The organism is Chitinophaga nivalis, from assembly GCF_025989125.1.
In the GTDB taxonomy this organism is placed as follows: domain Bacteria; phylum Bacteroidota; class Bacteroidia; order Chitinophagales; family Chitinophagaceae; genus Chitinophaga; species Chitinophaga nivalis.
On the sequence record NZ_JAPDNR010000001.1, the window covers coordinates 2,934,865 to 2,954,146 of the forward strand.

Below are 19,282 nucleotides of genomic sequence, written 5' to 3' on the forward strand. Positions count from 1 at the left end.
TCTGATGTGGTGCCATACGGTGGTAATGCCATGCCGCTGCCGCAGATGCATGGTAGCAGCTGTATTGGTTATTCATGGTTATCTGATGATGAAAGTGATAGACAAAGTTTTCCCTTACCGGACCTGGGCAGGGTACCGCGTCCGGTTTACACAGATTTTTCACCAGGTATTGTCATGCGACAACACCCACCCTGCATGCGACAAATAAATCTGGTGATAATAGTACCTGCCGGAACGGGCACGTTAGGGCGCCGGTTACCGGATCAACGTTCCCGGAAGGGTGCAACATCAGCCATCGGCTTGAATTTCCGGTTAGGTTGGAGGTTTATGGAGGACCTTTTTCTGATCAGATGATATATCCTGATAGCTGTAAAATTAGGACGTTTGCATCGCTTAAAAGGGGTGGACCCCCGACAAACTAGGAGGAAAATGCGACAGCCGGATGTCGGTATTTCCCCCCTCTGTTTTTAGGGGAAAATGACCATTAATGTATACGTACCTGCGAACAATATGAAAGCCTAATGGGTTAATAAGGGTGCCATACTAAAAAGACAACCTGATTTACCCACCTTTAAATATGATACGTAATGGGAGCTAAACTGAATATCATTCTTGTTCATGGCGCCTGGGGCGATGGATCCCACTGGCGGCATGTGATTCCGCAACTGGATGCCAAAGGGTACAATGTGACTGCGGTACAGAATCCGCTGACTTCCCTGGCCGATGATGTAGACAGAACGCGCCGGCTGGCGAAAGCGCAGGATGGGCCGGTACTGCTGGTCGGGCATTCCTATGGCGGGGCCGTTATTACCGGCGCCGGTCATGAATCCAATGTGGTGGGGCTGGTATATGTAGCGGCCTTTGCACCGGATAAGGGAGAATCGCTGGGCAGTATCCTGGGGCGTACGGCACCTACCTCCGGTGGCGCCTTTATCCGTCCGGATGCCGATGGTTTTTTATGGATTGCCCGCGAAGGATTTCATGAAAGTTTTTGTCAGGACCTGGACAAAGAAGAGTCACTGGTCATGGCGTTATCGCAGAAGCCTATTGCCGGTCGTTGTTTTGCAGACGAATCCGGAGAACCTGCCTGGAGAGTAAAACCCAGCTGGTACCAGGTGTCTTCCCAGGATCACATGATTCCACCGGAAACAGAAGCCTGGCTGGCAGAAAGAATGCAGACACAGAAAACCATCACCCTGGATGCCAGTCATGCCTCCCTGGCGTCGCGCCCGGATGAAATCATAGCCCTGATTGACGAAGCAGCCAAATCTTTCTCGTAAGCATTACTGATAAAGCATTCAACAATATGCCTGGTATAGTCTGATAACCGCAGTGGATGTATGGCGGATACCAGACTGTTACCAGGCGTACTGCTATAAGGGTGTTATACACGCGTTATCGGGTAATTCCGTATTTCGTTTTATATTTTTCGTACAGCATTTTGTGTTTGTCGTTAAGATCAATCTCACGGCCTTGTATAAACGCAAGCGTCACCTGGTTGCTGCGCATATCCAGTAAATCGCCTTTGCTCACCACAATATTGGCATCCTTGCCGGTTTCCAGAGAACCTGTCTGGTGGGCGATCCCCAATATCTTCGCCGCGTTGAGCGTGATAGCGCTGAGGGCTTCCTCTTTACTCAATCCATAGGCGCTGGCCGTGCCGGCCTGAAACATCAGGTTGCGCTGCCGCCAGTAACCATTGTCGCTGATAGCGAACAACACCCCTGCACGTTGCAGCTGACCGGCTGTTTTATACGGCTGGTCAATCGGATCGTCTGCCGTTAGTGGCAGGGAGTGGGCCGGTTGCAGGATCACGGCTATCTGCTGTTGTTTCAGCAGGTCGGCAATCATCCACGCATCGGCGCCGCCTACTATCACAACGGATATATCAAACTCCTTTGCCAGCCCGACTGCCAGCATCATTTCCTGTACCAGGGTGGCATGCACAAAGAGTGGCTGCTCTTTTTTAAACAAAGACTGCAATGCTTCAAATTTGAGGTTGACAACACTATGCTGCTGGCTGGACAGATACGCTTTTGCTTCCCGCAGGAATGTTCTGGCTTCTTCCAGTTGCTCCAATACCGCTGCTGCCGGCATGCCGGGATATGGCCGGGGAATATAGAAATGTTGTCCGGCTTCGGCTTTGTAGGCTGCATCCTGCCAGTCCCACGCATCCAGTTGCATGACGGCGGAAGTACCTGCAAACAGTTCACCCTGCGGCACAATGTGCGCCAGCAGTACACCATTAGATCGAAGCGTGTTGATGATCCTGGAATCCGTGTTATAGGCGACGACGGCACGTACCGACGGATTATAGGGGCCTGTTTCGCGGTAATCCATGGTGGGGCGTTCGCGGTCTACTTCCACCAGGCCTACCTGCGTGGCTGGTGCAATCAGACCCGGATAAAGATGCTGTCCGCCCAGATCACGGATGGTAGCGCCGGGAGGAGCCGCGATACCAGTGCCGATAGCCGTTATTTTTCCCTGCTGGAAGGCAATGCTGCCGTTGGGAATCACCTGGCCATTACCAACATGTATGGTGGCATTGGTGAGATAGATGGGTTTATCCTGTGGCGGGGCGGGGAGCGTGGCTTCCTGCGCCATTGTTGCGAGGCTGTTCAGTACTAACGCGATCGTATATATGAAAACGTGCTTTTTCATGGTTGTTGTAGTTTAGGAAGATTAGTGGCTTAATGTTTCATGCGCGTGCTGTTCGGGCTGAAATTCGCATTGGTGTGGCGTAGGAGGGTTATACACGACCGCTCTCACGGGGGCGCCGGTACGTTTTTCCGCGATCATTTTTTGTATCAGCCGGTTACGTTCTGCAGCGATACGTTGCTGTACCAGCAGGTCGTTGTTGCGGTCAAACAGGAGGGTACCGTCTACGATGGTTTTTTCTACCTTTGCATAGATGCTGAGCGGGTGATCACTCCACAATACCAGGTCCGCATCTTTCCCGGTCCGGATGCTGCCCACCAGCTGGTCAATGTGCAACAGTTTCGCCGGATACAGGGTGACCATTTTCAGCGCTTCTTCTTCCGGCATATTACCATACTTAATACTCTTGGCAGCTTCCTGGTTCAGTCTTCTGCCTTGCTCCGGATCATCGGAGTTGATGGCAACAGTTATCCCATTTTGTTGCATCAGGCGGGCATTGTAGGGGATGGCATCCTGTGTTTCATAGGAGAATGTCCACCAGTCGGAGAAGGTAGAGGCGCCCACGCCATGTTGTTTCATTTTGCCGGCGATCTTATAACCTTCCAGTACGTGTGTAAAGGTGTTGAGGGTAAATCCGAACCGGTCTGCTACTTTCATCAGCATCAGCATCTCATTCTGTGAAAAGGAATGACAGGTGATAAAACGTTTGTGTTGCAACACTTCTGCCAGTGCTTCCAGCTGAAGGTCACGGCGTTTGTCGGGGCCTTGCTGCATATAGGCACGGGCACGGGTAAATGCATCTGCATATACCTGTTCTCCACCCATACGGGATTGTGGAAAGCGGTTCCTGTGTAGCTCACCCCAGGAGCTTTGTTTGGTGCCTTCTCCCAATGCCATTTTGAGAAAAGGTGCCTGGTTGGCAAATTTCAGTCCTTCTGCATTGGCGCCCCAGCGGAGTTTAATCAGCTGACTTTGTCCGCCGATGGCATTGGCGCTGCCATGCAGCAACTGCGCCGTGGTGACGCCGCCGGCCAGCTGCCGGTAAATACTGATGTCTTCCGGATTAACGACATCGCCTACACGTACTTCTGCGGTAACTGATTTTCCCGGTTCATTGACGTCGTACATACCATCGCCCGGAATGGCAATATGCGAGTGTTCATCTATTATACCCGGTGTCAGGTGTTTGCCGGTACCATCTATAACGATGGCGTTGCCAGCAGGAATATTTTTCCCTACCTGTACAATTTTGCCATTACGTACCAATACATCAGTGTCTTCCAGTTTACCGGCGGCTTCACTGGTCCATACGGTGGCATGGGCAATGAGTATATCCTGTGGCGTGGGTACGGTTTCCCAGCCATAGCCTGTGAAGGGATAATATAATTTACCCAATACCGGCAGTGGAGGTGTAGGCGTAGTGGGCGTAGCCGGTTGTCCGTTGTCCGGTTGAATAATATAGCGGTTGCCCTGTATCCAGTTCTGCAACAGGCGTGTATTTTCCTGAAACAGCGGACCGGAAGTAATGAGGAAGTTCGCCAGTTTGCCAGGCTCCAGACTACCTACCTGGTCATATGCCTGGAGCAGGGTAGCGGGTGTTTTGGTAAGTGCTTCCAGGGCCTTTTGTTCACTGAGTCCATAGGCGATGGCTTTGCGCAGATTGGCCTGAAACTGAGGGAGGTTGCTGCTGCCATCTGCCGTGAGGCAGAAAGGTATGCGTGCTTTCTCGAAGGCACCGGGTTGTGTGGGTGCCAGCTCCCAGTGTTTAAGGTCGGTAAGGGTGAGCAGGCGCGCATCCGCAACGCTGTTGAGATCAAAGGCGGCGGGGAAGTTGAGCGGCAGAATGAAAGTAGCTTTCGTAGCCGCCATTTCAGGTATGCGCTGGTATTCATTACCGCCCCCTTTGATAATGTATTGTACGCCAAATTCGTCGCCGATTTTATCTGCGCGGAGTACATTCCATTTATCATCAGTGGCAAATATCTGCGGCAGCTGCTGCAACTGATTCCAGGCTTGCAGGCTCAGGTTAACGCCTTCTCCCGGCGGCCGGGAAGCATACCATTTAGCATCCAGGTAGGTTTGTCGTAACAAGGCTACGCTGCCCATGAAGGAATAGGGATAGTTCTGCAAAGAACTGCCTTTATCCAGGGAATAGGCGGCGGCGGCTTTTTCGCGGAGCATGACTTTATGCTCGCGGTCATTGGCGAGGGTAACGAGAGCCGCACTGCCGCGGGCAATACCATCGGGTCGTTGGGTGAGTACGGTGCCAAAACCGGCACTTCTTAAAGTGGCAGCCTGGCTGTTGTTGACCTGGAATAAAGCGGCTGCATTGACTTCACTCTGGATCGCCTGGTTCCAGTTGTAGGCGCCTTTTTTGTTGGACAGGAACTGAGGCAGCTGGGCGAATACATTGGTGACCCTGCGTGCCGGTGGTGCTGCATCCTGGCCATAGTTGCTGTAGATGTCTATGAGGGAAGGGTAGATGTATTTCCCCTGGCAGTCTACCACTACCGCATCTGCGGGAATCGTAGCCGCTGCGGCTACCTGCGTGATTTTTCCTTCGCGGATCACGAGGGTGGCATCCGGGAGGGTGTTCTGCGCATCTTTTACAATGGTCGCATGGGTGAAGGCATAACATCCTTCCCGTGGTGAGGCGACACCATTGACCGGAAAAGTAGTTTGTGCCTGGGCATAGTGAATGGCAGATAAAAAAGACAGGCATAACGGTAACGCATATCTTTTCAGTAAGGTACCGGCCATGCCGGTGCGGATGGGAGAGGCAGTAAGCGGGCTTCCGGCGGGCTTTTCTGTACGCGTGTTTAAGAATAAGAAGCTTGTCATGTCATGTGGTTTTAACGAAACTCATCGTGTAGGTTATGCAGATATTTGACTATCGCGTTTCAAGGATAATGACACGAAGCAGATGGCTGACCCCTATCTTTTCTGATAACAATAATTTCTATGCTCAGGCGTTCATCGTCAACGTTATACCCGCTAATTCATTGGGTAGCTATTGCAAAAAATATGGTAATTGTTATGAGTGGTAACCACCCGTTTTATGCAGGCATAAACGGTTGTTCTATCCATACCCGAATACAGGATAACAAGTGCCGGTGTATTTTTTTTCTTCTTAAGAAAAACATAAAAAGGATAAATGGAAAAGGTGGCTTTTTAGAAAAGGGGTGATTTTTTTTGCGTGGTGATATGTATTACAAATAACATTTTGTAAATTAAAGTGCTGGCTGCCTGTGAGAGACGAGAGAAACCCGGACGGGTATTTCGGGTACTATTGTATTAATAAATTTTAAACTTATTATTAACCCAGCTATACTCCGGGAAAAATCCGGAAATTGGATCCCGATAAGTATATATCAATCAGTGAACAAGTACGGTGAACAAGATATCCTGTAAACACAAACCCGTTTATACTATCCTTTAATCTATAAACACATCAGTAAACAATGAAGCATCAATGGAAGCAATCCGGCATTGCTATAGCTATGCTATTGGCTGTTAGCGCCTGTTCCAAACCAGTACAGGATACTGTAAACAAAGACGATAACCGGGCCGTACATGCCGGTACCGCACTGGCGCAGCAAGCAGCGGGTGTTACCCTCGACTGGGATAAAACCTATCAGCGGATGGAAGGTTTTGGTACTTTCGGTGGACGTATCATGCCATTTTTTGAATCGGCCAACCGCGACACAGTGATGGAGCGGCTCTTCGGCAACAGCGGGTTGCAGCTGTCTATTATACGCAGCAAGGTATTGCATACTTTCCCTTTTGATGCACAAACAGGTAAGGTCACCATTCTGCCAGCCGGCGCGGATATCAACATGGATCCCAACAGCGCTGCCTACAAAAATCTCAGCGAAGATGCACGCGAACAGGTAGGGCAATTGTGGATATTGAAGAAAGTAAAAGAAAGATATAATGTACCGGTAGCTATTGCCAGTGCCTGGACACCGCCGTTGTATATGAAAACCAATGCGGTGATCAATGCGAAATGGTTCAATGGGCTTAACTTCAACTGCTGCTCTTCCAACTTCGCCAAATACCTGGCGGGTTTTGTAAAAGCGTATCAGCAACAGGGTATCGACTTCTACGCGATCTCTCCTACCAACGAACCGGAGAACGTTGTATCTGACTGGGATGCTTCTTACTGGGACAGCAAACACCTGGGTGAATTTATTACCAACAACCTGCGGCCTGCCTTACAGGCGAATGGACTCCAAACAAAAATCATCGCTTCTGAAAATGCAGCGTGGGGTACTGCACAGGGCTTTTTATCCGGTATAGATGCCAGTCAGGTAGATATCTTTGCCGGACATGGTTATCCGGAAATCGTAGATCTGCCGGGACTGATGATCTCTAAAAAGCCCCGCTACAACCAACGTCCTGCACCCTGGACTTTCAACACACAGGGTAAGTCTATCTGGCTCACAGAAATCAGCGACGATAATGGTATCTATGATAACAGCATGACGGAAGGACTGGCCTTTGCGACCAGCATGCATAAATTCCTGGCAGAGTGTAATGTGAATGCTTTTGTTTACTGGCTGGGAATGCTGGCTATCCGTAACAATGAATCACTCATTGGTACAACGGCTGATGGTAAACTGGAATATCCTAAAACATACGATGTAATGGGACAATACTCCCGCTTTATCCATCCGGGTTATGTACGTATCGGTGTTAGCAACAGCAACGCCAATGTGCAGATGTCGGCTTACAAAGAGCCGCAGACCGGTAACTTCACCGTGGTGATGACCAATACCACCGGAGATGCTGTGAATTGCCACCTGCAGCTGAAAGGTTTCCGTGCAGGTTCCTTAACTTCCTATCTGACGGCAGAAGGAGCTGCCCGCTGGGCACAGGGTACACCGCAGGCTGCCAACGCAGATGGTACCATCGATGTGGTAGCGCCTCCGCGCAGCGTAATTACCTTCACCGGCAAACAGCAATAACCACGATTTTTTATATAGTACGCAACGGCCCGAAGTGCATATAGTAATTCACTGTATGCACTTCGGGCCGTTGCGTAATGTTTTAATGTGTATATTTGTGCCACTCTTTACAGATAAAGGTTGCTTTTGCCGCGCAAAAGCATTAAAAGGGAACCATGTGTAAATCATGGGCTGTCCCGCAACTGTAAGCAGCTACCCGATTTTATTCCTCCATGTTCATTGTCCGAGAGGATGAGAAGAACGAATAAAATGCTGCGAGCCAGGATACCTGCCTTATTTGTTTTTTGACAATGCTTTCGTGGACTGAAGCGGTGTCAATGCACAGGATAATAGTGACGCCTGGTTGTATACTACAGCCGTCACGTAAATGCTGACAGATGATACCTATCTGTTGGTATGCCTTCCTTCATTGATACTTCCACATGAAACACTGTCCCTGACTGAATGATAATCGGGTAGCCACATGGCCTGCCGGTGACGATTGGCAGTTGCCCTGACGGTTTGTATATCATTCAGCAAAACTATTGCGGAAAAGCGTATAGGCTTTTCCGTTAATACCTGCTGTATAGCAGGATAAAATATTATTTATTCGTTTATCAAACCATCGGAAACATGACAATAGAAGAACGTATCCAGGCATCAGAAACACGCATTTTCAAAGCGATCTTCCCGGAAAGCACCAACCATTATGATACCATGTTTGGTGGTACTGCGATGTACCTGATGGATGAAGTAGCCTTTATTACCGCTACCCGCTTTACCCGTAAAAAAGTAGTCACCGTTTCATCTGACCGGATTGATTTTACCAAGCCAATTCCTGCCGGTACCATCATTGAGCTGATTGGCAGAGTAACCAAGGTAGGCAATACCAGTCTGAAAGTATCGGTAGAGATTTTTATTGAAGAGATGTATTCGGATGTGAGAGAGCTGGCGATCTCCGGAACGTTCACCTTTGTGGCCATTGATGACCAGAAAAAACCTGTGAAAGTCCTATAACCCGGGGCTGCGTTTAATAGCGCATCCCTTTTATTTGCAATTCCCTATCAGGCCGGTTTTCCGCCCTGCTGACCAGCAGCAGCGGAATCCGGCCCGGAATTGAATCCGTTAAAACCCCCTGATAGATCCCTTTCACGATAAGTTGAAGCGCCTGTAACCAGCACCACCCCTACATCAATGCGGAAAATATATCCCATTCCGCACGCTAAAAATTTCCCGATATCGAAAATGATTCCGTGAATATTCAAATACTTTTGTGCACTGATCACCGGATGAAAACCGGTGCTTCATCTGCGGGAAGTATTACTGCAACGTGAAATCAGGAAATAAACGATACCGGATATTCCTGCCTGTTCCCTGAGTATAGCCAATCGCGTTATCCGTAAAGTATTATTATAATATCATTCAAAAAAATGCATACGAAGAAAAAACGACTGATAAACAATTATTACACCCTTGCCCTGTTGCCAGGTAGTGCTAATAAGATAGCCGGCATCTGTGAGATAACTGTTTCCTACGTTTTTACTGCTAAAATGAAATACTGATGAAAAAACCAAAACCAGCACATAAACCCGGTTCCCGGTCCTTATTCTATCGTATTTCTGCCTGGCTGCACCTTTGGCTGGGACTGATATCAGGTATCATCGTTGTGATCATCTGTATCACCGGCTGCATTTGGGTATTTAATGAAGAAATTACCGGTATCCTCGAACCACGTACCGTGGTGGCTACACAGCCAGGTAAAGCTGTGATATCTCCCTCCCGTATTATGGAAATTGTGGATAAGGAGTACCCTGGTAAAAAGCCGGGCTATATGCTTTACCGCGAAGGCCGGGCGATTGAAACCAATGTCGGTAGCAGAAGAGGTGGATCTTCCCTGAAAATAAATCCCTATACCGGCGAAGTAATCAGCAAAGAAACCCGTAAGCCGGGTGAAGCGGACTTTTTCCGCTGGATACTCAACGGACACCGCTTCCTGTGGCTGCCATATAAAATAGGCCGTCCTATCATCAATTACAGTACCCTGATATGTGTTATTACCCTGATCAGCGGTCTGGTATTATGGTGGCCTAAAAAATGGAATAAAAATACCCGCGAACAAAGCTTTAAAATCAAGTGGGGCGCCAGTTTCAAACGGGTGAACTACGACCTGCACAATGTACTGGGTTTCTACGGATTGCTGGTATTGCTGGCCATTGGTATGACAGGTATGGTGTGGGGATTGGACTGGTGGAGTAAAGGAGTGTATTGGACCACTACCGGTGGTAAATCAATATCTAAAGATAGTCGGCCGGTTTCCGATACGCTGCAGGCCCCTCATAAAAAATACACCCCGGCACAGTCTATGGACCTGGCGTGGGACAAGGTAGCAGAGAAGCATCCGGCTTCCAGCGGCTTTTATATGAGTTTCCCGGATTCGGCGGATGCTGCCAGCGTGATTACGGTAATAGTATATCCCAGTAAAGGACAATATTACAATCATGAGCGTTATGCGTTTGATCAGTATACCCTTGCGGAACTGAAAGGAGATGAAGTGCCTTATGCGCAAGCCGGCTTTGGAGACAAACTGCGACGCATGAACTACGATATCCATGTGGGTAGCATACTGGGATTACCCGGAAAATTTGCCGCCTTCTTTGCCAGCCTTATCGGTGCTACCCTGCCGATAACCGGTTTCCTGGTATGGTGGGGCAAACGGAAAAAGAAGAAGAAACCTGTAGCTGTAAAAACAAAAGCTGCTGTTGCACGCCCTGTACCACAGGTGTAATGCCAGCTGCCTGAAAACAGGCTATCCGTTGAAAAAAGTATAGAACAATCACCTGTAGCAAGCAAAATTTCTATACGGATAGCTGATACTATGAAAATAAATACACTGATTTATTAATGTTATCCCGGTAACAGGCGTATCGTATGCGGCTGTACACCATCTCTGAAATGGCAGGCTGTATGACCCGGCCCGCACGGGAGCGCATTGTTCAAAAAAAGACAGACATGATGAATTGGAAGATAGCCTTGCTTGGGCTGGTAAGCCTGCCATTTACCATAATGGCTGCACAGGCGCAGGAAAAGCAGTATACCGTAAAAGGTACTATTGTGGATTCCCTTTCTGTAAAACCGGTCGCTTATGTAACCGTAGGCGTACTCAATAAAGAAGGACAGCCGGTTGCTGCTGCCTACAGTGAAACCGACGGCAGCTTTAAATATACCCTGCCCGCTGCCGGTGAATATACCGTGGTAGTGACTTCTATCGGATACCGGATGTATAGAATGCCATTAATCGTTCCTGCTGCCAAAAAAACAGTGAGTCTGGATACGTTGTTCCTGGCGCCAGGTACCCAGCAACTGAAAGAGATCACGGTGGCGGCTACACGTCAGCTGGTGTCGCAGCAGCCTGGTATGCTGGTATACAATGCAGAAAATGATCTGAGTAATAAAGGAGGTACTGCCGCGGATGTATTGCGTAAAGCACCGGTGCTGAATGTGGATGCACAGGGTAACGTATCCATGCGGGGAAGTACCAACCTGAAAATACTGGTGAATGGTAAATACTCTGGTCAGATGGCCCGCAGTGCTGCGGATGCCCTCAATATGATGCCGGCAGATATGATCAAATCCGTGGAGGTAATTACCACGCCCTCTGCCAAATATGATGCAGAAGGGGCAGCGGGGGTGATCAACATCATTACCAAAAAAGGCAGAAAACAATTCAGCGGAGCGCTGGAGGTAATGGCCAGTAACTGGGAACAGGCGCTCAATCCACGTATTTCCTTTTCGCAGAACAAGTGGAATGTAAATATTGCCGGACACCTGCACAGGCTGCAGTCCAAAACCGTTTCCGACCTGGAACGTATTACGCTCACGAATAATAAACCCGCCGGTTCTTTGCGTCAGCATACCGAAAAAGATAATGTGATGCCACATGGATCTGCAGAAATCAGTGTCGATTATATGGCAGACTCCCTCAGCGAATTTAGTCTGGGTATCAACACCTGGCTGGGTAACTGGCCGGAAGATAATCAGCAGACAACGGCTATCATCCGGCCTGATGGCTCTTTCGCAGAGCAATACGGCCAGTCTGTAAAAACCAAAGCCAACTACCTCGGCGCGGATTTCAGTCTGGGATACAACCGCAAGTTCAGCAAACCCGGACAGGAACTGACGTTGCTGGCACAGTTCTCTCCATCACGGGATCGTTCCCGGTATAATTCCCGCCAGACGGAAAAAGATATTTTTACCCGTTACCGTGAGTTGAACAACAGTGAAACATTAGGTAAGGAATGGACGTTGCAGGCAGATTACACGCAGCCGTTGTCTGCTGCCGGTAAACAGATATTACAGGGCGGTATCAAAACCATCTCCCGGAATGTCAACAACGATTACCGGGTAGATGCCAGTACCATGGGCCGTCCGGAAGACCTGGTGCTGCAGCCTGACCGTACCGATTACTTTTCTTATCAGCAGCGTGTGCTGGCTGCCTATGCTTTGCTGAAAGTAAATTTCAGTCATGACTGGTATGCAGAAGCCGGCGCCAGAGTAGAAGGTACTTTTATTGATGGTAAGTTCCGCTCATCCGGTGCTACCTTCAATAACAACTTCTTCAACTTCGTTCCTACGGCTACGGTTACTAAAAAGCTGAATGAACAACAGGCGCTGTCACTCAGCTATACCAAAAGACTGACCAGGCCTTATATCTGGGACCTGAATCCGAATGCCAACGCCAGCGATGCTAAAAACATCGTTACTGGTAACCCGCAATTACAACCTGAAATTGCCCACCAGGCAGAGTTTACGTACAGCCTGAATACGAATGGTGGTCTGTTTTTGAATGCGGCACTTTACGGGAAACAAACAGAAAATTCCATCGAGGATTATACCACTACCGACGGGAATGGTATCTCTACCACCAGCAAACAAAACCTGGCTACCAACCGTCAGTTTGGATTGAATGTGAGTGCTACCAAAGATATTCTGCCGCAGTGGAGCCTGAATGGTAATGTGAATGTCAATCACCTGGATTATAAAAGCGGCGCATTGCTGATTATCAACAATGGCTGGGCCGGAGATGTGAATATCAATACTACCTATAAGCTGCCGGCTAACTATGCCCTCCAGGCTTTCGGAGAATACAACAGCCGCCTGGTAACTTTACAGGGACATAAAACCTCCCGCTATTACTATAGCTTCTCTGCCAAAAAAGAATTGCCGGCACAGAAAATAGTGATGACGTTATCGCTGGTGAATCCGTTCTCCAATACGATTACACAAACAGAAGTATTGCAGGCCGCTACCTTTACTTCCCGCATGCAGAACCAGTATTATAACCGCGCCATCAAGCTGACGGTTAACTGGGAATTTGGCCGGATGTTCGACCAACGGCGCGTGAAAAAAATCAGCAATGATGATGTGAAAGTGCAGGGGAAAGGATAAGAGCGGATATAAAAAGAATGCCCTGTGTTATATATAGGAAGATGCTCTTCGCGTATATAACACAGGGCATTGCTGTTATTACAGTTATTCTCCCTGTGGTTTACGTTCCAGCCAGTAATAAAGTGGTGGAATCACAACGGGGGTGAACAGTAAGGTAAACGTGAGTCCGCCGATGATAACGGTAGCCAGCGGCCGTTGTACATCGGAGCCAATGCCGGAGCTGATGGCTGCCGGTATTAAACCGATGATGGCCACTACCAGCATCATCATAATTGCTTTGAACTGGTCTACTGCTACTTTTTGTACCGAGGCTCTAACGGTAAGGGGGGAACGATACATTTCGCGGTTGAGGGCCGATACCAATAATACCCCTGCCATGACAGAGATACCAAAGATGGATACAAAGCCTACACCGGCGGATACGTTGAAGTGATAACCCCGTATAAAGAGCGCCACAATACCGCCTGCCAGTGCTACCAGCATACAACTCATGGTCACGAACGTATGTTTCATGCTTTTGAAGAGCATAAACAGAAATACGAATACGATAACAATGGTGAGCGGAATGGTGAGTGACAGCTGTTTGCCGGCGCGTTCCAGGTTTTCGTACTGGCCGCCATAAATGATATCATAGCCTTTCGGCACCTTTATCTGCTTCGCTATTTTTTCCTGCAGCTCCGATACAAAAGAACCCTGGTCACGGCCCCGTACATTGGTACGTACTGTGATCATGCGTTTACCATCTATCCGGTAGATGTTTGTCTGGCCGTCGATAAAGCGGATGTCTGCCAGTTGTTCCATGGGAATGAGCGCACCGGTTGCGGAAGGAATCTGCAGTGCTTTGATGGCTTCTACCGAATTGCGGTTTTCCGGCAGGTAGCGGATCACGATATCATAACGTTTGGTACCGTCATAGAGCGTGCCTACCGGCATCCCGCCAATGGCAGCTTCTATCATTCCCTGGATATCACTCACGTTGATACCGAAACGCGCGGCATTTTCACGGTTGATATTAATGGCCAGCTGTGCCTGGGTACCTTCCTGTTCTATGTTTACAGAAGCCGCACCGGGTGTGGCTTTTACGATATTGGCAATACTGTCTGCTTTTGTGCGCATCATGGCCAGGTCGTCGCCCACTACCGAAACGGCGAGGTCGGCGGCACTACCGGTTACAATTTCCATCACCTGGTCAATGATGGGCTGACCGGAGTTGAAAGAGGCGCCCGGAATATTTCTTTCCAGATCGGCCTGTATTCTTTTCACCAGTTCTTTTTTGGAAATGGTATCACTCCACAGCTTATAGTTTTTGAGTCCGATGAGGATTTCCGTACGGTTCGTCGGGAACGGATCGGTACCATCGTCGTTGCGGCCTGTTTGTGTGATGATGTATCTTACCGGCGGATAGCGGGCGGCGATCTCCCGTATTTTCGGGGCAATCTTCGCATTTTCCTGGATGGTTACACCGGCAGGTAAAAAGGCACGCATGAAGATAGAACCTTCATCCAGCTCTGGCAGAAACTCTGTTCCCAGTTTGCCACCCAGCCCAATCAGCAACAGGATCATGATACCTGCAGCGATGACGGTTTGTTTGTGGAAACGTAAAAAGAAGTTGAGCGATTTTTTATAGGTACGCTCTAAAAAGTCCAGCACCACATTATGGTGTGGCTTCATCGGTTTATCTGCCGACAAGGCTTTTTTATAGGCAAAGGAGATCAGTACCGGGATGAGTGACAAGGCACAGATCATAGAACCGATTACCGCAAAAGCCAGGGTGAGCGCCATGGGAGAGAAGAGTTTACCTTCTACTCTTGTCATCAGCAGGATGGGCGTATAGGCCAGGATGATGATGGTAACGGAGAAAAAGATTTCCCGTCCTACTTCCTGTGCCGCCAGCATGGTGATGCCGGTGATACCGCCTTTTTTCTCCGCTTCGGTGGCATTGCGGTAACGCCGGATCAGGTGTTCCGCCATCACGCAGGCCCCATCTACAATGATCCCGAAGTCGATGGCACCTAAAGACAGCAGGTTGGCCGGAATACCGGTGAGCCGCATCAGTATAAACGCAAACAGCAAGGCAAAGGGAATAGTGGCCGTTACCACCAGTGCAGAACGGATACTGCCCAGGAAGAAAACGAGGATGATCACCACGATACTTACTCCCATGAAAAGCGTATGGGATACGGTTTCCAGGGAGTGGTTGATGAGGAAACTCCGGTCATACAGTACACGCAGGTGAATGCCATCCGGCAATTCTGTTTCGGTGATATCTGCCATTTTAGCTTTTAAGGCTTTCAGCACTTCGCTGGGGTTTTCTCCCCTGCGCAGCAGAATGATGCCTTCCGGAGCACCTACCTTATCGATGCCTTCATCCGGTACGGCGTAGCCCATTACCCCGCTGGGTGGCGGTGGCGTTACTTCCACCGTGGCTACATCGCGGATATAGATAGGCGTACCGTTTACGGCGGTGAGTACAATGTTCTGGATATCCTTTTCCGATTTCACGCTACCGAGGCCACGTACGGCAAAGCCTTGTCCGCCCCGTTCGATGACGTTTCCACCGGTATTCTGGTTATTCTTTTGTACCGCATCAATAACGGCTTGCAGCGTGAGGTTGTATTTACGGAGTTTATCCGGCGCCGTTAGAATGTGAAATTGTTTCAATGGGCCGCCGAAGGTGGTTACATCCGCAATGCCGGGTACCTGGAGGATCGCGGGGCGTATCACCCAGTCCTGCAGGTCTCTCAGCTGCATGGGCGTGTAGTTGGGTGGCGCTTCTACCACATAGCGGTATATTTCACCGACTGCTGTGGTAAGGGGCGCCAGCTCCGTGGTAACGCCGGGTGGCAGCGAAACAGACGACAGGCGTTCTATCACCTGCTGCCGGGCGAAATAATCATCGGTACCATCCTGGAAGGTGAGCTGTACAACAGACAGACCGAAGATAGTACGGCTTCTGCGGTCCAATACCCGGGGCACATTATTCAGCGCCCGCTCAATGGGTACGGTTACCTGTTGTTCTACTTCTTCGGCGGCACGCCCTTCGTAGGGCGCTACAATGATGACGTTGGTATCGGCAATATCCGGGTATGCTTCAATTTTTAACTGGGTAAAACACCAGTAACCAATGACGGAAAGCACTACGGCAGCAATGATCACTGCCCAACGGTTACGTAAGGAGAATATAAGAATGTTGCGAATCATGCCTCGAATGGGTCTACATGGTGAGTAATAATGAATCCACCTTTGTATTCCTGCCGCAGGCGGGTCAGTACATCCCGCACTTTGGCATCTTCATCAATAAAGGTGATCACGATAGGGGGATCATCAAAAGAGAACATCTGATCCGGTCGTTTCATTTGCTGGTTGGCACCAAATCCCATGATGCCTTTATATACGGTAGCACCCTTTACCTTGTTCAGCAACAGCTGCTGCATGATAAACTCATACAGAGGACGGGTACCATAGAGATCGTCTTTGTCTATAAAAATCTGAGCCTGTAACATAAAGCAGGGGTTTAGTATCCGAAAGAAATTCCTTTTAATTCCATGGCGCCGTCGGTGACTACGATATCACCTTCCTGCAGGCCGGTGTAGATCACTACGCGGTCTGCCACCTGGGCGCCGGTGAGCACCTCTCTCCGTTCAAAGGAGTGGGCCGCTTTTCCTTTTACGAATACATAGTTTTTGCCTTGTACGGTAATGAGTACACTTCTGGGAACAGACAAGGTATTGCCTTCGCTGACATCAAATTTTACGGAAGCAAACATGCCGGCCCGCAGTTGTTTTTTACCATCCCGTACGCCTATACGTAGCTTCACCATGCGGGTAATGTTATCTACCACTTCACCAATATCTTCGATGGTGCCGGTAAAGGTTTCATTCGGATAAGAGGTAAACTGCAGGGTGCAGGTACTGCCTTCTTTTACTTTATTAACCTGGTTTTCGGGCATATCACAGATGATCCATACTTTACCGGGTTGTGCATGCAGCACTGCCTGCGGGTCGAAACCGGCCAGTTTCAGTTTGGACTCATGTTCTATGATCGCTGTTTTTTCGTTGGCCAGTTCTGTCTGTGCTACGGCTACATCCGTTTGTGCGGAGATCAGATCCGTTTTGGCAGTAGATACATCTTTACCGGTACCGGCGCCGTGTTCTACGAGGTCCTGAAAACGACTCAGCTCAATTTGTTTCTGGCTGACGATCGCTTTCTTCTGTTGGATGATGCTGGCTTTTTCCCGGATGTTGATGGTATGTTGCAGCATCTCTGTGTAGTTGGCGGTGAGGTCGGCATTGTCGAATAAGACGATGTTTTGTCCGAGGTCTTCCCGGGAAGGCACGATGGTGGCTACTACCCGGGCAGGAGCTGTGAGGGCCGTGTTGAGGTCACTTTTGGTGACTACGGCCGTATGGAAGTAACTCAGGGTAAGGCTGTCGGCCGGGAACTGAATGACGCGGCCACTGTCCTGTACGATGGGTTTATTGGAGGCAGGAGTGTTTTTTTTCTCCGGTTCATGGGAGCCGCATGATAATATTGCCAGGGAGATGCTGGCTATCATTAAGCCGGGTATAATGCGTTTCATCTGAATCATTAGAGTTGATTAATTAATCCGGTTACATATAATAGTTGCAGGTAGCTTTTACGGTAGTCGTATAAAGCAGTGTAGTACATCTTTTCGGTATCGAACCAGGTACGTTGCGCTTCCAGGAAATCGATGATGGTAGTACCTCCGCGGGCGTAGGCGTATTTCACGGACTGTAATACCCAGGATGATTTGTCGAGGATATTTTTATACTTTTCCATGGTTGTTTTGTTGACCTGGTAAGTATTGTAGGCGTTACGTACTTCTGTTTGCGCCTGTTGCCGGGTCGCTGCCAGGGATTGTTCTGATTGCTGGAGCAACAGTTTTGATTTTTTAATTTCTCCCTGGTTGCGGCTAAAAAACGGCAGGTCAATGGTACCGAAGAAACCGAAATAGGGTACTGTGTTCTGCGGATTATAAATCAGCCCCAGCTCCGGAACGGGATGAGCAAGGGACCGTTGCAGGCGGATGTTGCTTTTGGCGGCATCAATACTGGTTTGTGCCACCTGCATATCCGGCCGCTGTGCGTACGACAGGCGGGTAAGGCTATCCAGCTGCTGCACTACTTCCAGGGTAATCACCGGATCATCGGTATCGATGGTAAGGGTGTTGTTGCTGCCGGTGAGGAGCTGCAGGTTTTGTACTTCGTTGTTGTATTGCTGGGTAGCCTGTTGCAGCTGCAGGTGGTATTGCTCCGACAAGAGCTGGGTTCTGGCCAGGTCACTCTGGCTGATCACCTGGTTCTTCAACCGGACTTCCTGTGTGCTGAGGAGGCTGTCGATGTTGGTTTGCGCCTGGTTCAGGAGGTCGAGATTTACTTTACTGTACCATACGTCCAGCCATTTGTTGCCGGTTTCGGCCAGTACCCCCTGTTCGGTGCCCAGGTAGTTTTTCTCCGCCAGGGTCACATTTTTGTAGGCTACTTCCTGTTTGTATTTCCGTTGCCCGGCCAGCTGGAATGGTTTGGTGAGCTGCCACCATACCTGCCGGTTGTGTGCATTGGCGAAGTTGGTGTTGGCCGCAAAATTTCGGGCGTCCATGAGTTGCAATGTCTGATTATTCAGCACCGGATTGGGCCGCAGGCCGGCGGTAATGACATCGCTTTGTGCGATGCCGGTATTCAGGGTAGCGGGTTGCAGGAAAGGATTGTTTTGCTGTGCGGTGTGCAAGGCTTGTTTTAAAGTAAGGCCGGATTGCGCCTGCAGGCTGGTATACCAGCACAGGAAAAACCAGCAGCATAAAATGTTGTTTTTTAACATACCTGTCAGTTCGATTAATAATTATGATGGGAGCCGTTTGAGTCGTAAGATGGTGGCCGGTGTAGTCCGGCGAATAAAAGGGCAGGGTGGGGTGTTGTACTGATTGCCTGCTGCCTGATGATCGTATCAATGATTGCGGATACATCAGGTGCTGCCAATGAGGGCAACATCGCCGGTAGTGCCTTGAGTGCTATATCGGTATCATGCGTGTTTAAAACGAAGAAATAAATTTATGGGTGCCTCTCTGTTCACAAATGGGAGGAAGCGATGTATGCTGTGTTTACGCGCTGCCTGCCGGTGCATTAAATCCCGGTTGAAGATAGACATAATTTTAAATACAAGGTATCAATGGGTTATGTCGCCGGCCATAAAAACGAGGGAACCTGATTTGACTA

General features: G+C 49.2%; 11 protein-coding genes and 1 riboswitch. Of the genes, 5 read left to right on the forward strand and 6 right to left on the reverse strand.

Translation table 11 applies throughout. The features are described 5' to 3' along the window. Window positions 1–587 precede the first annotated feature (587 nt). Window positions 588–1,280 carry an alpha/beta hydrolase gene (locus OL444_RS12020; protein ID WP_264732954.1) on the forward strand — a complete coding sequence of 231 codons (693 nt, stop codon included), beginning with the start codon at window positions 588–590 and terminating at the stop codon, window positions 1,278–1,280. Window positions 1,281–1,395: 115 nt separating this feature from the next. On the opposite strand, the gene OL444_RS12025 is transcribed toward OL444_RS12020, so the two are convergent. Together OL444_RS12025 and OL444_RS12030 are read right to left on the reverse strand one after the other, a co-directional pair. After that, window positions 1,396–2,661 (reverse strand): amidohydrolase family protein, encoded by a 1,266-nt coding sequence (locus tag OL444_RS12025; protein ID WP_264732953.1) that lies wholly within the window; start codon window positions 2,659–2,661, stop codon window positions 1,396–1,398. A 21-nt stretch (window positions 2,662–2,682) separates the two neighbouring features. Then, window positions 2,683–5,499 carry an amidohydrolase family protein gene (locus OL444_RS12030; protein ID WP_264732952.1) on the reverse strand — a complete coding sequence of 939 codons (2,817 nt, stop codon included), beginning with the start codon at window positions 5,497–5,499 and terminating at the stop codon, window positions 2,683–2,685. A gap of 620 nt (window positions 5,500–6,119) precedes the next feature. Between OL444_RS12030 and OL444_RS12035 the strand changes: the two genes are divergently transcribed. The 4 genes from OL444_RS12035 to OL444_RS12050 all read left to right on the forward strand — a co-directional run bounded on the left by OL444_RS12035 (window position 6,120) and on the right by OL444_RS12050 (window position 13,049). Then, entirely contained in the window at window positions 6,120–7,625 is a 1,506-nt protein-coding gene (locus OL444_RS12035) for a glycoside hydrolase (protein ID WP_264732951.1), read from the forward strand. A gap of 100 nt (window positions 7,626–7,725) precedes the next feature. Next, window positions 7,726–7,914: riboswitch (cobalamin riboswitch) on the forward strand. A 323-nt stretch (window positions 7,915–8,237) separates the two neighbouring features. Then, a complete protein-coding gene (locus OL444_RS12040) occupies window positions 8,238–8,621 on the forward strand; it encodes an acyl-CoA thioesterase (protein ID WP_264732950.1) in 384 nt (127 codons plus the stop codon). Window positions 8,622–9,165: 544 nt separating this feature from the next. Continuing rightward, the gene (locus OL444_RS12045; RefSeq protein ID WP_264732949.1) at window positions 9,166–10,389 is read left to right on the forward strand and encodes a PepSY-associated TM helix domain-containing protein; all 1,224 of its coding nucleotides are present in this window, start codon (window positions 9,166–9,168) and stop codon (window positions 10,387–10,389) included. 224 nt (window positions 10,390–10,613) lie between these two features. Then, window positions 10,614–13,049 (forward strand): TonB-dependent receptor, encoded by a 2,436-nt coding sequence (locus OL444_RS12050; protein ID WP_264732948.1) that lies wholly within the window; start codon window positions 10,614–10,616, stop codon window positions 13,047–13,049. Window positions 13,050–13,133: 84 nt separating this feature from the next. Here OL444_RS12050 and OL444_RS12055 read toward each other — a convergent pair whose 3' ends face one another. Genes OL444_RS12055 through OL444_RS12070 form a run of 4 tightly spaced genes read right to left on the reverse strand, consistent with a single transcriptional unit; the run spans window position 13,134 to window position 18,887 of the window. Further along, window positions 13,134–16,250, reverse strand: coding sequence for an efflux RND transporter permease subunit (locus tag OL444_RS12055; RefSeq protein WP_264732947.1), 3,117 nt, complete (start codon window positions 16,248–16,250; stop codon window positions 13,134–13,136). Next, window positions 16,247–16,552, reverse strand: coding sequence for a DUF190 domain-containing protein (locus OL444_RS12060; RefSeq protein WP_264732946.1), 306 nt, complete (start codon window positions 16,550–16,552; stop codon window positions 16,247–16,249). Before OL444_RS12060 ends, OL444_RS12055 begins: the two co-directional genes overlap by 4 nt. An 11-nt stretch (window positions 16,553–16,563) precedes the next feature. After that, a complete protein-coding gene (locus OL444_RS12065; protein ID WP_264732945.1) occupies window positions 16,564–17,628 on the reverse strand; it encodes an efflux RND transporter periplasmic adaptor subunit in 1,065 nt (354 codons plus the stop codon). A gap of 8 nt (window positions 17,629–17,636) precedes the next feature. Continuing rightward, on the reverse strand, window positions 17,637–18,887 hold the full coding sequence (locus OL444_RS12070) for a TolC family protein (RefSeq protein WP_264732944.1): 1,251 nt from the start codon (window positions 18,885–18,887) through the stop codon (window positions 17,637–17,639). Window positions 18,888–19,282 lie beyond the last annotated feature (395 nt).